8 protein-coding genes are annotated in these 14,938 nt (G+C 73.4%); 7 read left to right on the plus strand and 1 reads right to left on the minus strand.

Features of this window, described 5'->3' with window-relative positions; translation table 11 throughout:
• Positions 1 to 184: 184 nt before the first annotated feature.
• The 7 genes from ACIBJF_RS05705 (at position 185) to ACIBJF_RS05735 (ending at position 14,356) form a co-directional block, all read left to right on the plus strand.
• Entirely contained in the window at positions 185 to 3,556 is a 3,372-nt protein-coding gene (locus tag ACIBJF_RS05705; RefSeq protein WP_399172415.1) for an FHA domain-containing protein, read from the plus strand.
• 155 nt (positions 3,557 to 3,711) lie between these two features.
• Positions 3,712 to 5,094 carry an ABC transporter substrate-binding protein gene (locus ACIBJF_RS05710; protein WP_399172416.1) on the plus strand — a complete coding sequence of 461 codons (1,383 nt, stop codon included), beginning with the start codon at positions 3,712 to 3,714 and terminating at the stop codon, positions 5,092 to 5,094.
• 73 nt (positions 5,095 to 5,167) lie between these two features.
• Positions 5,168 to 6,448: a carbohydrate ABC transporter permease gene (locus ACIBJF_RS05715; protein WP_399172417.1), complete on the plus strand. Its 1,281-nt coding sequence runs from the start codon at positions 5,168 to 5,170 to the stop codon at positions 6,446 to 6,448.
• Complete coding sequence (locus ACIBJF_RS05720; protein ID WP_399172418.1) at positions 6,445 to 7,353, plus strand: carbohydrate ABC transporter permease; 909 nt, start codon at positions 6,445 to 6,447, stop codon at positions 7,351 to 7,353. Before ACIBJF_RS05715 ends, ACIBJF_RS05720 begins: the two co-directional genes overlap by 4 nt.
• Positions 7,354 to 7,523: 170 nt before the next feature.
• On the plus strand, positions 7,524 to 9,746 hold the full coding sequence (locus ACIBJF_RS05725; protein ID WP_399172419.1) for a CDP-glycerol glycerophosphotransferase family protein: 2,223 nt from the start codon (positions 7,524 to 7,526) through the stop codon (positions 9,744 to 9,746).
• 150 nt (positions 9,747 to 9,896) lie between these two features.
• Positions 9,897 to 12,098 (plus strand): CDP-glycerol glycerophosphotransferase family protein, encoded by a 2,202-nt coding sequence (locus ACIBJF_RS05730; protein ID WP_399172420.1) that lies wholly within the window; start codon positions 9,897 to 9,899, stop codon positions 12,096 to 12,098.
• Positions 12,099 to 12,103: 5 nt separating this feature from the next.
• The gene (locus ACIBJF_RS05735; protein WP_399172421.1) at positions 12,104 to 14,356 is read left to right on the plus strand and encodes a CDP-glycerol glycerophosphotransferase family protein; all 2,253 of its coding nucleotides are present in this window, start codon (positions 12,104 to 12,106) and stop codon (positions 14,354 to 14,356) included.
• 51 nt (positions 14,357 to 14,407) lie between these two features.
• Here the strand turns inward: ACIBJF_RS05735 and ACIBJF_RS05740 are convergent, their stop codons facing one another.
• Positions 14,408 to 14,821 carry an organic hydroperoxide resistance protein gene (locus tag ACIBJF_RS05740; protein ID WP_399172422.1) on the minus strand — a complete coding sequence of 138 codons (414 nt, stop codon included), beginning with the start codon at positions 14,819 to 14,821 and terminating at the stop codon, positions 14,408 to 14,410.
• Positions 14,822 to 14,938: the final 117 nt, after the last annotated feature.

The following is a 14,938-nucleotide window of genomic DNA, read 5'->3' on the forward strand; positions in this document are numbered from 1 at the left end:
TCCACTGGTTGCCGCAGACCGGACGTGACCGATCTCAAGTGATCGTCTGTGCGGCACTGGTCAGGCACTTTTGGGGGCAGAGCCGACCAATCAAGATCACTTGATGCCGGGTCCCGGGCGCGTTGTCGGTGGCAGGTGCGAGGATGCCCTGCAGTACTTGCCGACGTGCTCGTGTGGGGTGGGGATGCAGATCCGGCTGACCGTCGTAGACCCGCTGGGCCCGGCCCCGCAGCGGGGCCGCGCCGCGAGCCGCGACGTGCTGGTCACGGCGCCCACCGGCACGGACCTGGCCGCGGTCGCGACGGCGCTGGCCGGGGCGGTCACCGGGGAGGGCCGCGACGCCCCCAACTCCCCCGTCGTGCTCTACGCCGGCACCGAGCGGCTGGACGCACGCCGCTGCGCCCTCGGCGAGCCCCCGCTGGTCGACGGCGCGGTGCTGTCCCTGGGCGCCCCGGCGGCCCCCGAGCCGCATCCCGAGCTGGACGACGCGCCGACCCAGCTGCACGTCGTCGCGGGCCCGGACGCGGGCGGCGTCCATCTGCTGCACGGCGGCCGGATCACCGTGGGCCGCTCGGCCGACGCCGACGTGCCGCTGGACGACCCCGACGTGTCCCGGCTGCACTGCGTGGTCACCGTCGGGGCGGACGGGCGGGTGTCCGTCGCCGACCTCGGCTCCACGAACGGCACGACGCTGGACGGGGTCCGGGTGGGCGAGCGCCCGGTGCGGGTCTCCGCCGGGGGCTTGCTGCGGATCGGGGAATCGGCGCTGCGGGTTGCTCCGTCCGGGGGACCGGGAGCGCGGACCGTCTCCGACGGGGAGGGGTGCCTTCGGGTCTCCCTCACGGGCGACTCCGCGGACCGGCCTTCGGCCTCGTCCGGTTCGCCGTCCGCAGCCGCCGGGGCCGCCTCCGAGATCGGGCAGCACAGCTACGGCTCCGACGGCTGGGGGACCTCCGGTAGCGGGGGGCAGGAGCATCGACGGGGGCCCGCCGTCGTGCCCGGGCAGGGCGGGGCACCCCGGATCGAGAGCGCGTCCGGTGCCGCCTTCGGCGGGGACACGCACGCGGGGCGGTTCGGCGTCGACGGGGCGGACGAGGCGCCGCCGGGCAGTGGCCGCAAGGACACTCCCGTCCGGGGCATCGACGCCCCGCAGGGGGCACGGCGGCGCGGGCTCGGTGCCTGGGCGCGCCGGCTGGCCGGCGGGCGTGGCGAACAGTCCGCCGGTCCCGGGGCGTACGACGGCACCGGCGCCCGTGTCGGCACCGGCCCGGCGGCCACCGCGCCGCAGCAGCCCGAGACCTGGCCCGATCCCGCCGCACTGCTGCTGACGGCGCTCGGCCCCGGGTCCCGGCTGTGGGAGCGCGGAGCCCGTCATCCGGAGACGCTGACCGTGCGGCTCGGTACGGCGGACCGGAGCGCGCCGGACGGCTCCGGCCTGGTGCCCGCGGTGCCCGTGACGGCGGCACTGCGCGAGGTGGGCGCGCTGGGCCTGGCCGGCCCGCGCCCCCGGCTGTCCGGGCTGACCCGCGCGGTGCTGGCCCAGCTGGCCGCGCTGCACTCCCCCGACCTGCTGGAGATCGTGCTGATCAGCGCCGACCGCTCCCGCCCCGTGGAGGAGCGCACGGCCGAGTGGTCCTGGCTGGGCTGGCTGCCGCACGTCAGGCCGGGCCACGGCCAGGACTGCCGGCTGCTGCTCGCCTTCGACCGCGAGCAGGCGGCGGCCCGCACGGAGGAACTGCTGCGCCGGGTCGACGACCCCATGGCGACCGGCACACCCGCGGCCCGCCCCGCCCCGGCACCCGGATCCGGCACCCCCGCCGGCGCCACCGCTCACACCACCGGCTTCCCGGCCCAGGGACTCACCGCCGGCCGAACCGGCGATGGCGATCCCGCGCCCGGCCACGTCCCCGCCGGCCCCGCCCAGAGCGGCACCCACCCCTCGGCCGCCCCCTCGTCCCCCACCCGCCGCCCCTCCTGGGCCAGGGACGACGTCGAGGCCGGCGGGGGCAGTGGTTTCGCGGGTCCCTACACCGTCGTCGTCGTGGACGGAGACCCCGGTGGCGGCGCGCTGCGGGAGGCGGTCGCGCGGCTGGCCGTGGCCGGGCCGCGGGCCGGGATCCATGTGGTCTGTCTCGCCGAGACCGACCCCGCCTCGCCCGCCTCCCCCGTGGCGCGGACGTACGAGGCCGCGTGCGCGGTGACGCCGACCTTCCGGCACTGCGGTGCCGTGGCGCTGCTCACCGGGGATGTCACGACGGCGGTGCACCTGCTGCGGGTGGCGCCGGGCGGACCCGTCGAACCGGGGACGCTCGCCGCCGTGGACGCCGTGTCCGTCGCCTGGGCGGAGCGGTTCGCCCGGGCGCTGGCGCCGCTGCGGCCGGACGGCCCGGCCGGCGAGCGGGACACGCGCGTGGCGGCGCCGTTGCCGCAGTCGGCGCGGCTGCTGGACGAGCTGGGGCTGGCCCGGGCCACCCCGGCGTCGCTGATGGCGCGCTGGGCCGACGCGGCCGACGACACCCAGGCCCCGGGCGGCCGCGCGCGGGCGGTGCTCGGTGCCGGGCCGCGCGGGCCGCTCACCGCCGACCTGGTGGCCGACGGACCGCATCTGCTGATCGAGGGGCCGGCCGGCAGCGGTCGTACGGAGTTGCTGCGGGCCGTGGTGGCCTCGCTGGCCGCCGCCGAGCGGCCGGACCGGCTGGGCGTCGTGCTGATCGACGGCCGGGACGGGGTCGGGACCAGCGCCGCGCACGGCGAGGGACTGCGCGTGTGCACCGACATACCGCATGTCACCACCCACCTCGTCGCCAACGACCCCGTGCGCATGCGCGAGTTCGCCCAGTCGCTGGCCGCCGAGCTCAAGCGGCGGGCGGAGCTGCTGGGGCGGACCGATTTCGCGCAGTGGCACGCGGGGCACGAGGTGTCCGGCCGGATCGTCGCCCAGCGCGCACCGGCCCCCGCCACCGGCGACCTGGAGGCGCCGCCCAGCTCCACCCTGCAGCTGCGGCCGGGGGCGGCTTCGCGGCAGCGGGCCGAGGCGGCGCCGCCGTTGCCCCGGCTCGTGGTCGTCGTGGACGACCTGGACGCGCTGGTCTCACCCCCGCTCGGCTCGCCGGGCCGGCCCGCCGCCGGTTCGGTGCTGCGTGCGCTGGAGGCGGTGGCCCGGGAGGGCGAGCGGCTCGGGGTGCATCTGGTGGCGGCGGCCGGGACCGGGGGGCGTACGGCGGAGACCGAGCCCGCGCGGAGGGCGGCCCTGCGGGTCGTGCTGGACGCTCCGCAGCAGGGGCCGGACGAACCGGCGCCGGGGCGCGGCCGGCTGGCGTACGCGGACGGGCGGGCCGTCGGTTTCCAGGGCGGCCGGGTGACGGGCCGTATCCCGCGCACCGCGACCCAGCGGCCCACGGTGGTCCCGCTGGACTGGCAGCGCATGGGCGACCCCCCGGCCCGCCGGCCGGTGCGGGAGCTGGGCAACGGCCCCACCGACCTGGCCCTGCTGGCGAGCGCGGTGGAGCGGGCGGCCCGGGAGGTGTCGGCGGCGGAGGTGCCGTCTTTGCTGTAGCCGAGGAGGCACGCATACACCGCCGGTCACGAGCCGGTCACGATGACCCGTTTGACACAGCAGGCGCTCTTGCCCGTCCCGAGCGGCCCGGCGTACACCGGACCGCACGGGACAGTCTTCTTTACGTTCAATGGAGAACGACGAACGGGGAAGTGATGCACAGCAAGAGCAGCACCATCCGGACACGCAGGACCGTCACCGCATTCGCCGCGCTGCTCACGGGAGCCCTCGCCCTGAGCGCCTGCTCCAGCAGCGATGACAACGGTGGGAAGGGCAGCGGCGAGAAGACCGGCGCAGCCACCGGCTCCACCGTCACCCTGCCGAAGCTGAACGGCGCGAACCTGGAGATCGCCGCCGTCTGGACCGGTCAGGAGCAGAAGAACTTCAAGCAGGTCCTGGCCGAGTTCGAGAAGCGCACCGGCGCGAAGGTCACCTTCGTGCCCGCCCAGGACCCGATCATCAACTTCGTCGGTTCGAAGATCGCCGGTGGCCAGCCGCCGGACGTTGCCATGCTGCCGCAGCCCGGCGCCATCAAGCAGGCCGTGCAGCGGGGCTGGGCCAAGCCGCTCGGGGCGGAGGCCCAGAAGGAGCTGCAGAAGAACTACTCCCAGGGCTGGCAGGACATCGGCAAGGTCGACGGCAAGCAGTACGGCGTCTACTACAAGGCCGCGAACAAGTCGCTGATCTGGTACAACACCAAGGTCTTCGACAACGCGGGCGCCAAGGAACCGAAGACCTGGCCGGAGTTGCTGACCACCGCCCGGGCGGTGTACGACTCCGGGGTCACGCCGTTCTCGGTGGGCGGTGCGGACGGCTGGACGCTGACGGACTGGTTCGAGAACGTCTATCTGTCCCAGGCCGGCCCCGAGAAGTACGACCAGCTCGCCCAGCACAAGATCAAGTGGACGGATCCCTCGGTCAAGCAGGCGCTGACGACGCTGGCGCAGATCTGGGGCAAGAAGGACTACCTCGCGGGCGGCCAGGACGGCGCGCTGCAGACGGAGTTCCCGTCCTCGGTCACCCAGACCTTCACCGGCGGCGACCAGCCGAAGGCCGCGATGGTCTACGAGGGTGACTTCGTGCAGGTCAACATCGGTGAGACCAAGGCGAAGGTGGGCACGGACGCGAAGGTGTTCCCGTTCCCGGCGGTCGGCTCGGCCGCGCCGGTGGTCTCCGGCGGTGACGCGGCGGTGATCCTGAAGGACTCCAAGGCGGCCCAGGCTCTGGTCACCTTCCTCGCCTCACCGGACGCGGCGACGATCCAGGCGAAGCTCGGCGGCTATCTCTCGCCGAACAAGAACGTGCCGGTCTCGGCGTACCCGAACGCGGTGCAGCAGAAGATCGCCAAGGCGCTGATCGCGTCCGGCGACGACTTCCGCTTCGACATGTCCGACCAGGCCCCGCAGGCCTTCGGCGGCACCCCCGGCAAGGGCGAGTGGAAGGATCTGCAGGACTTTCTGAAGAACCCGACGGACGTGGCGGGCACCCAGGCCAAGCTGGAGAAGGACGCGGCGGCCGCGTACGGAAGCGGGAGCTGATCAGGCGATGGCGTCGGCGGCAACGGCGGCGGGGGCCTCACCGGGTCCCGCCGCGCCCCGCAGTCGTAGGAGCGTGACCGGCACCCGCAGGACCGTGGCAGCCCTGTTCCTGCTGCCCGCCCTGGTGCTGCTCGGCGCGCTCGTGGTCTACCCGATCGGGTACTCGATCATCCGCAGCTTCTACAACGCCTCCGGCGACGGGTTCACCGGCGCCGACAACTACAAGACCCTCTTCACCGACGACGGCATCCGCACCGCCCTGAAGAACAACGTCATCTGGGTGGTGTTCGCGCCCACGGTCTCCACCGCGCTCGGTCTGATCTTCGCGGTGCTGGCCGAACGGGTGCGCTGGGGAACGGCGTTCAAGCTGGTCGTCTTCATGCCGATGGCGATCTCGATGCTGGCGGCCGGGATCATCTTCCGGCTGGTGTACGACCAGGATCCGCACAAGGGGGTCGCGAACGCGGTGTGGGTGGGTGTCCACGACACCTTCGCGCAATCGTCGGCGTTCCCGCAGGCCCACCCGGGCCGTGAGTCGCCGCTCGTCGCGCAGAACGGCGGTTTCGTCACCAAGGCCACCGTCCACGCCGGCCAGGCGGTCACCCTCCCCCTCGTCGGCGTCGCCCCGGACCAGATGCCGGACGGCGCGAAGAAGGCCGTGGCCGCCAAGCCCGAGCCGGGCAGGATCACCGGCACCACCTGGCAGGACTTCACCCGCGGCAAGGGCGTGGGACGGCTCGGCGCGCCCGACCCGTCCGAGCTGGGCTACGCCGGGATGCGGATCGAGGCGGTGAAGGACGGCAAGGTGGTCGCCTCCACCGAGGCGGCCGGCGACGGCACGTTCACGCTGCCCGCCTCCGCCGACGGGGCGCAGCTGCGTCTTCCGGCGAGCAACTTCAAGGAGCCGTACAACGGGGTGGAGTGGCTCGGCCCGACGCTGGTCACCCCGGCGGTCATCGGGGCGTACGTCTGGATGTGGGCGGGCTTCGCGATGGTGCTGATCGCGGCCGGGCTCGCGGGCGTGCCCCGGGAGCTGCTGGAGGCGGCGCGGGTGGACGGCGCCAACGAGTGGCAGGTGTTCCGCAAGGTCACCGTGCCCTTGCTCGCGCCGGTCCTCGCGGTCGTCACCGTCACGCTGATGATCAACGTGCTGAAGGTGTTCGACCTCGTCTACATCATCGCCCCGGGCTCCTCCCAGGACGACGCCAACGTGCTCGCCCTGGAGCTGTACCGCAAGGGCTTCGCGGAGAACCAGCCGGGCGTCGCGAGCGCGATCGCGGTGCTGCTGCTGGTGCTGGTGATTCCCGTGATGCTGTTCAACATTCGTCGGCTGCGGCGGGAGGTGCGGCGATGACGGCGACCGCCGGGAGCATCGGGAAGGTCGGGCCCGTCCAGACGGTGAAGGCACGCCAGTCCCTCGGCTCGAAGATCGCCGAGAGGCTGAGCGGCGGCCTGGTCCGCGTGTTCCTGATCGTGGTCGGTCTGTTCTGGCTGGTGCCGACGATCGGGTTGCTCGTCTCCTCGCTGCGCGCGCCGGAGGACATGAGCGCGAGCGGCTGGTGGAAGGTGTTCACCGAGCCGTCCCAGCTGACCTTCGACAGCTATCGGAAACTGCTGGAGAACGGGGACATCACCCACTCCCTCTGGAACACCGTGCTGATCACGGTCCCGGCGACGCTGCTGGTCGTCGTGGTCGGCGCCCTCGCGGGCTACGCGTTCGCGTGGATGGAGTTCCCGGGCCGGGACTGGTGGTTCCTGGGTGTGGTGAGCCTGCTGGTCGTGCCCGTGCAGGTGGCGCTGATCCCGATCGCCGAACTGTTCGGCAAGATCGGCCTGTTCGGGACCATCCTCGGCGTGATCCTGTTCCACACCGGCTTCGGACTGCCGTTCGCGGTGTTCCTGCTGCGGAACTTCTTCGCGGAGATCCCGCGCGAGCTGCTGGAGGCGGCCCGCCTGGACGGCGCCGGTGAGCTCCGGCTGTTCGCGCGGGTCGTGCTGCCGCTCGGCGGGCCGGCGATCGCGAGCCTCGGCATCTTCCAGTTCCTGTGGGTGTGGAACGACATGCTGGTCGCGCTGGTGTTCACCAAGTCGGGCACCCAGCCGATCACGGTCGCGCTGCAGACGCAGGTACGGCAGTTCGGCAACAACATCGACGTGCTGGCACCCGGCGCGTTCATCTCCATGGTGATCCCGCTGGCCGTGTTCTTCGCGTTCCAGCGGCAGTTCGTGTCCGGGGTGATGGCGGGCGCGGTCAAGTAACGGCGTTCGTCAGCACTCTTGCGAGGGGCGGGCCACCAGGGGTCCGCCCCTCGCCGTTCATCCGTCGTCCCCCCGCCGTCCCCCATATGCCGCACGAACCGTAACCAATTCATTCCATCGGCCGTTCCGGTCAGAAAACCCCGCGCCGACCGACGACCCTTGGATGTCCCTTGCCCAGGTTCAGTGTCATTGTCCCCGCGTACAAGGTCCAGGCGTATCTCTCCGAGTGCCTGGACTCGGTGCTCTCGCAGTCGTACCCCGATCTGGAACTGATCGCCGTGGACGACTGCTCACCGGATGCCTGCGGGGCGATCATCGACGAGTACGCGGCCCGGGACGCGCGGGTGCGGCCCGTGCACCTGGCCGAGAACCGGGGCCTCGGGCGGGCCCGGAACGCGGGGCTGGCCGAGGCGACCGGCGACTACCTGCTCTTCCTGGACAGCGACGACACCCTCACCCCGGACGCGCTCAGGGCGATCGCCGACCGGATCAAGGATTCCGGCGAGCCGGACGTCCTGGTGTACGACTACGCGCGCACCTACTGGGACGGCCGGGCGGTGCGCAACCAGCTCGCCGGAACGCTCACCGAGCAGGGCCCGGCGCCGTTCCGCCTTCAGGACCGGCCGGGGCTGCTCAGAGTGCTGATGGTGGCCTGGAACAAGGCGTACCGGCGGGAGTTCGTCGAGGCCCACGGCTTCGCGTTCCCGCAGGGCTACTACGAGGACACCCCCTGGACCTTCCCGGTGCTGATGACGGCGGAGTCGATCGCCACCCTGGACCGGGTGTGCGTGCACTACCGGCAGCGCCGGCAGGGCAACATCCTCGGCACCACGAGCCGCAGGCACTTCGATCTCTTCGAGCAGTACGACCGGGTGTTCGCGTACGTCGAGGAGCACCCCGAACTGGCGCGGTGGCGGCCGGAGTTGTTCCGCCGCATGATCGACCACTACGCCACGGTGTTCACCAAGCGCAACCGGCTGCCGCGCGGCAGCCACGGCGAGTTCCTGCGCCGGGCCCGCGCCCACTACCGCCGCTACCGCGTCCCCGGCACCCGGATGCGGCGCCGGAACATCCTGGTCCGCTTCGGTCTGCACCGCACCTTCCGCGCGTTCCGGCTGGTCTCGGCCGTGCGCCGGCGCACGATCAAGGCGGCCGTGAAGCCGGCCCGCGCCGTACGGACCGGCGTGCTGCGGCTGCACTACCGGATCCAGCTGCGGCTGCCCGTCCGCGCCGACCGGGCGGTGTTCACCTCCGGTGCGGGCCCCGGCGGCGACCCGGGCGCGCTGGAGGAGGCGTTCCGCACCCACGCCCCGCACATCCACACCGCCTGGATCGCCCGCCCCGGGCACGAGCACACGGTCCCGCCCGGCCCGCGCCGGCTGCGGCCCGGCAGCGCCGGCTACTGGACGGCGCTGGCCCGCGCCAAGTACCTGGTCACCGACGACGACCTGGACCCGGGCCTGCGCAAGCGGCCCGGGCAGATCCTGCTCCAGACCCGGCAGGGCACGCCCCTCAAGCACATGGGGCTGGACCTGCAAGAGCGCCCGGCGGCGGCCCGCGACACCGACTTCGCCCGGCTGCTGCGCGGCGTCGACCAGTGGGACCTCGTGCTGTCCGGCAACCGGCACTCGACCCTGACCTGGGAGCGGGTCCTCCCGGGCCGCTACACCACGCTGGAGTACGGCGCCCCGCGCAACGACGTCTTCCAGCGGGCGACCTCGGCGGACGTGGCCCGGCTGCGCGCCTCGCTGGGCATCCCGGAGGGCGCGGTCGCGATCCTGTACGCGCCGACCCACCGGGACTATCTGCGCACCCAGCACCCGCTGCTGGACCTGGAGCGGATCGTGCGCCGCCTCGGCCCGCGGTTCGTGATCCTGGCCCGCACCCACGGCGACCGGTGTCCCGAGGGCCCCCGGGTCATCGACGTCCGCGACCACCCGAGCGTGCAGTCCCTGTGCCTGGCCTCGGACGCCCTGCTCACCGACTACTCGTCGATCATGTTCGACTACGCGGCCCTGGACCGGCCGATCGTGGTGCACACCGGCGACTGGGAGGCGTACCGGGCGGCCCGGGGGACCTACTTCGACCTGCGTACCTTCCCGCCGGGCGCGGTCGCGCGCAGCGAGGACGAGCTGATCGACATCTTCGCGACCGGGCACTGGCGCGGCTCGCGCTCGACCCAGCTGCGGGCGGCGTTCCGGCAGCGGTTCTGCCCGTACGACGACGGACGCGCCGCCGAGCGGGTCGTCCGGCATGTGGTGCTGGGCGAGACGGGTCTGCCGCCGGTGGTGCCGCTCGCGGAGCGCAAGCCGGTGCCGGCGGCCTGTGGACGGTCGCCGCTGGCCACCGTGCCGCAACCTTCCGATTCCCTCCCCGTCACCGAGAGGCGCTGACGGCGTTGGTCCTTTCGGGAGTTCCCGTGCCCCTCGGCTCGACGCGGCCCACCCCGAGCCGGCCGTCCACCTGGCGTCCGGCGGGGCGGCCCGGTCGCGTGACAGGCCTCGCCCGCGGGACACGGTCCGCAAGACAACAGAAAGAGCAGAATGCCCCGCTTCAGCATCATCGTCCCTTCCCACGGGGTCGCCGCCCGGCTGTCCCAGGCGCTGGACTCGGTACTCGGCCAGTCGTTCGGCGATCTGCAGCTGATCCCGGTCTGCGACGGCCCCGACTCCCCGGCCGCCGCCGTGGCCGCCGGATACGCGGAGCGGGACCCCCGGGTGACCCCGGTCGACTCGCCGCCGTCCGCCGGTCTGAGCGGGGCGCGCAACGCGGGTATCCAGGCGGCGACCGGCGCGTATGTGCTGTTCCTCGACGGCGACGACCTGCTGCTGCCGGGCGCGCTCGCGGCGCTGGACGCCCGGCTGACCGAGACCGCCGGCGTGGACGTGCTCCATGTCGAGCACGAGCGCGCCCCCTGGTGGGAGGGCGAGCCCACCAACCCGGCCAGGCCGCTGTTCGCCGGAGCCCCGAAGGGCGCCTTCGCCCCCGCCGACCTGCCGGAGCTGACCGGCGTGCAGCTCCCGGCGTGGAGCGCGGTCTACCGCCGCAGCTTCCTCACCGAGCACGGGCTCGCCTTCCCCGACAGCCACTTCACCGACCTCGGCTGGGGCGGGCTGACCACGCTCGCGGCCGGGCGGATCGCGGTGCTGCGCCGGGTCGTCGTACGGCACCGGCTGCGCCGGCAGGGCAGCCGGCTCAATCTGCCGGGGCCGCACCAGCACGAGCTGCTCGACCAGGTGGAGCTCGTGCTGACCCGGGCCGCCGAGCTGGAGCTGCCCGCCGAGCGGACGCGCGCGCTCTTCGAGCAGCTGTTCACCCAGGTGCTGAAGACCGCGTCCCGGCCGGAGCGGCTGCCCGTGGGGCACCGGGCGTTCTTCCGCCGCGCCGGCCGCCTCTACCGGCGCCACCGGCCGGCCGGTTTCCGGGCGCCCGGCGGCAGCCTGGGCGTGCAGCACCGGCTGCTGGCGACCGGGGCGTACAGCGCGTTCCGGGCGCTGCGCGGCGCCAACCGGCTGGCCACGGACACCGCCGAGCGCCTGCCGCGCCCGCGCGCGGTGCGCACCCGGCTGCGCTACGCCCGCGACCTGCGCCGCCCGCTCGACGAGAACCTCGCCGTGTACTGCGCCTACTGGGGCCGGGGCTACGCCTGCAATCCGGCCGCGATCCACGCCAAGGCCCGCGAACTCGCCCCGCACATCCGCTCGGTGTTCCTGGTCGAGGCCGACCAGGCGCACGCGATGCCGGAGGACGTGGAGTACGCGGTGATCGGCTCCCGCCGCTCCTGGGAGGTCCTGGCCCGGGCCAAGTATCTGGTCAACAACGCCAACTTCGCCGAGGGCGTCGTCAAGCGGCCCGGCAGCGTGCACCTGCAGACCCAGCACGGCACCCCGCTGAAGACGATGGGCGTGGACCAGTCGACGTACCCGGTGGTGGCCGCCCAGTCGGGCAGCTTCACCAGGCTGCTCGGCCGGGTGGACCGCTGGGACTTCAACCTCTCCGCCAACCGCCACTCCACCCAGATGTGGGAGCGCGCCTTCCCCGGCTCGTGGGAGGCGCTGGAGTACGGCTATCCGCGCAACGACGTCTACTACACGGCGACCGCCGAGGACGTGGCCCGCATCCGGCGCCGGCTGGGCGTCCCGGAGGACAAGACGGCCGTGCTGTACGCGCCGACCCACCGCGACCACCACACCGGCTTCGAGCCCGGCCTGGATCTCGAGGCCTTCTGCGAGGCGGCCGGCGAGGACGTGGTCGTCCTGCTGCGCGCCCACTACTTCTACGACCGGGGTCCCGGCCGCAGCGACGGCCGGATCATCGACGTCACCGCGCACCGCTCCTCCGAGGACGTCTGCCTCGCCGCGGACGCGCTGGTCACCGACTACTCGTCGATCATGTTCGACTACGCCAACCTGGACCGGCCGGTCGTGGTGTACGCCGACGACTGGGACGTCTACCGGGAGACGCGGGGCGTCTACTTCGATCTCATGGCCGAGCCGCCGGGACCGGTCGCGCGCACCCCCAAGGAGCTGGCCGCCGTCTTCCGCGACGGCTCGTACGCGGGCGCCGAGGCGGCCGCGCTGCGGGCCGCGTTCCGGGAGCGGTTCTGCGAGTTCGACGACGGACGGGCCGCCGAGCGCGTGGTACGGCGGGTGCTGCTCGGCGAGCCGCCCGAGGCGGTCCCGCCCGTGATCCCGCTCGCGCAGCGCGTCCCCGCCCCCGCCGCCGCGACCCTCGTGAGGAGCTGACCGCCGTGAGCCGTTTCAGTGTGATCGTGCCCTGCTTCAAGGTGCAGGGCTTTCTGCGCGAGTGCCTGGACTCGGTGCTGCTGCAGTCCTTCGACGACTTCGAGCTGATCGCCGTGGACGACCGCTCCCCGGACGGCTGCGGCGCGATCCTCGACGAGTACGCCGGGCGCGACCCGCGCGTGCAGGTGCTGCATCTGCCGGAGAACGTGGGCCTCGGCCGCGCCCGCAACGCCGGGCTGCGGCACGCCACCGGCGACTACCTGTTCTTCCTGGACAGCGACGACACCCTCACCCCGGGCGCGCTCAGGGCGATCGCCGACCGGCTGGCGGAGGCCGCGGACCCGGACGTGCTGGTCTTCGACTACGCGCGTACCTACTGGTGGGGCGGCACCCGGCGCAACGTCCTGGCCGAGGTGCTCGCCGAGGCCGGCCCGGACACCTTCACCGCCGACGCCTACCCGCGGATCCTCGACCTGCTGATGGTGGTGTGGAACAAGGTCTACCGACGGGAGTTCGTGGAGGCGGAGGGCTTCGAGTTCCCGCCGGGCTACTACGAGGACACCCCCTGGACCTTCCCGGTCATGCTCAGCGCCCGCAGCATCGCCACCCTGGACCGGATCTGCCTCGGCTACCGGCAGCGCCGGCAGGGCAACATCCTGTCCACGACCAGCCGCAAGCACTTCGACATCCACGACCAGTACGAGCGGGTCTTCGCGTTCGTCGAGCAGCGGCCCCGGCTCGCGCACTGGCGGCCGTACCTGCACCGCAAGATGGGCGAGCACTGCCTGGACATCCTGGCCAAGCCGGACCGGCTGCCGCCCGCCGACAGGGCCGAGTTCTTCCGGCGTACGCAGGAGATGTTCCGGCGCCACAAGCCGGCGGACGGCGCGCTGACCGACGGCGAGGCCGGCCTGCTGGAGGGTTCCTGGACGGCGTACCGGATCAGGCGACAGGCGGCGCGGGCCGGACGGGAGACGGCGCGCCGGGCCGGTCTGCTCCGCGGTGCGGCCGCCGCGCGGGCCCGCTCCGGCTGGGCGGCCCTGCACGCGCACCGGCCGCTGGACCCGCACCTGGTCGTCTACTCGGCGTCCTCGCACCGGGGCATGCTCGGCGATCCGGCCGCCGTGTACGCCAAGGCCCGGGAGATCGCCCCGCAGCTGCGCGGGGTGTGGGCGGTCAAGGACGAGGAGACGGCCGCCGGGCTGCCGCCGGACGTGGAGCACGTGATCGTGGGCTCCCGGCGCTATCTGGAGGTCACGGCGCGGGCGAAGTTCTTCGTGAACGACGTCAACTGGCCGGGCACGCTGGCCAAGCGGCCCGGCAGCGTCCACATCCAGACCCATCAGGGCACCCCACTGAAGTCCATGGGTGCCGACCTGCTGGACAAGCCGGGCGCCCGGCTCGGCTTCGACGTGCCGCAGATGCTGCGCCGGGCCGACCGCTGGGACTACAGCCTGGTCGCCAACCGCCACTCCGAGCTGGTCTGGGAGCGGGCCTACCCCTGCCACTTCACCTCGCTGCGCACCGGCAGTCCGCGCAACGACGTGCTGGTGAACGGCGGCGACAGCGACTTCCGGCAGCGTCACGGCATCCCGGAGACGGACACGGTCGTGCTGTACGCCCCGACCCGCCGGGACTACCGCCGCAGCGGGCACGTGGACCGGATCGACCTCGTGCGGTTCGCGGCGGACCTCGGCGAGAGCCGGAGCGAGGGCCTGGGCGAGGGCCTGGGCAAGGGGTACACCCTGGTGGTCCGGCTGCACCCGTCGCTGGCGGCCGGCCCGGCGCGCGGCATGGGGCTGGCGGAGCTGGCCCGGCGCGGGATCGTGGTCGACGCGACCGACGAACCGCGCCTGGAGGACGTCCTGCTCGCGGCGGACGTGCTGGTCACGGACTACTCGTCGGTGATGTTCGACTACGCCTGCCTGGACCGGCCGGTCGTCGTGCACGCCGACGACTGGCCCGCGTACGCGGCCGCCCGGGGCGCGTACTTCGACATCACCGCCGAGCCGCCGGGCCATGTCACGCGCTCCTACCGGGAGCTGGCCGGGCTGTTCGCCTCCGGGGCCTGGCGGGACGAGGAGTCGGCCCGGCTGCGCGCGCGGTTCCGGGCCCGGTTCTGCGAGTTCGACGACGGCCGGGCCGCCGAGCGCGTCGTACGGACGCTGCTGCTGGGCGAGCCGATGACCGGACCGGGTGCGGGTGCGGTACGGATCCCGGGCCAGACGGTCGGCCGGGGCGCGCTGACCTCGGCGTAGGGCGCCGGGGTGCCGGTGCCGAGGCGGCCGCCGGCACCCCGGGCCGCCGGGTCACTCGATGACGAGGTCGACGTCGATGTTGCCCCGCGTGGCGTTGGAGTAGGGGCAGACCTGGTGGGCGGCCTCGACCAGCTTGCGGCCGGCCTCCTGGTCCACGGTGTCGGGCAGCTCGACGCGCAGCGTCACCTTCAGCCCGAAGCCCTCGCCCTGCTTGCCGATGCCGACCTCGGCGGTCACCGCGGCGTCGCTGACGTCGACCTTGGCCTGCCGGCCGACCAGGCCGAGGGCGCTGCCGAAGCAGGCGGCGTAACCGGCGGCGAAGAGCTGCTCGGGGTTGGTGCCCTGGCCGTTGCCGCCCAGCTCCACCGGCGGGGCGAGCTGGAGGTCGATCCTGCCGTCGGAGGAGACGGCACGACCGTCACGGCCGTGGGTGGCGGTGGCGACTGCGGTGTAGAGCGCGTCCATGGGACCCGTCCTCTCGGTTCGATGCGGTGTCCGCTGCGGGGTTGCCGCGTGCTTGCGAGCACAAGTAGAGCACACAATTAAGTTGTGCACAACTAAATGGCTCGCAAGAGCTATCCT

The sequence above is a fragment of the Streptomyces sp. NPDC050743 genome (assembly GCF_044456925.1).
Classification (GTDB): Bacteria; Actinomycetota; Actinomycetes; order Streptomycetales; family Streptomycetaceae; genus Streptomyces.

Coding starts and splice junctions, on each gene's coding strand:
- ACIBJF_RS05705 (WP_399172415.1), top strand. CDS start 185: ATGCAGATCCGGCTGACCGTCGTAGACCCGCTGGGCCCGGCCCCGCAG.
- ACIBJF_RS05740 (WP_399172422.1), bottom strand. CDS start 14,821: ATGGACGCGCTCTACACCGCAGTCGCCACCGCCACCCACGGCCGTGAC.
- ACIBJF_RS05710 (WP_399172416.1), top strand. CDS start 3,712: ATGCACAGCAAGAGCAGCACCATCCGGACACGCAGGACCGTCACCGCA.
- ACIBJF_RS05730 (WP_399172420.1), top strand. CDS start 9,897: ATGCCCCGCTTCAGCATCATCGTCCCTTCCCACGGGGTCGCCGCCCGG.
- ACIBJF_RS05720 (WP_399172418.1), top strand. CDS start 6,445: ATGACGGCGACCGCCGGGAGCATCGGGAAGGTCGGGCCCGTCCAGACG.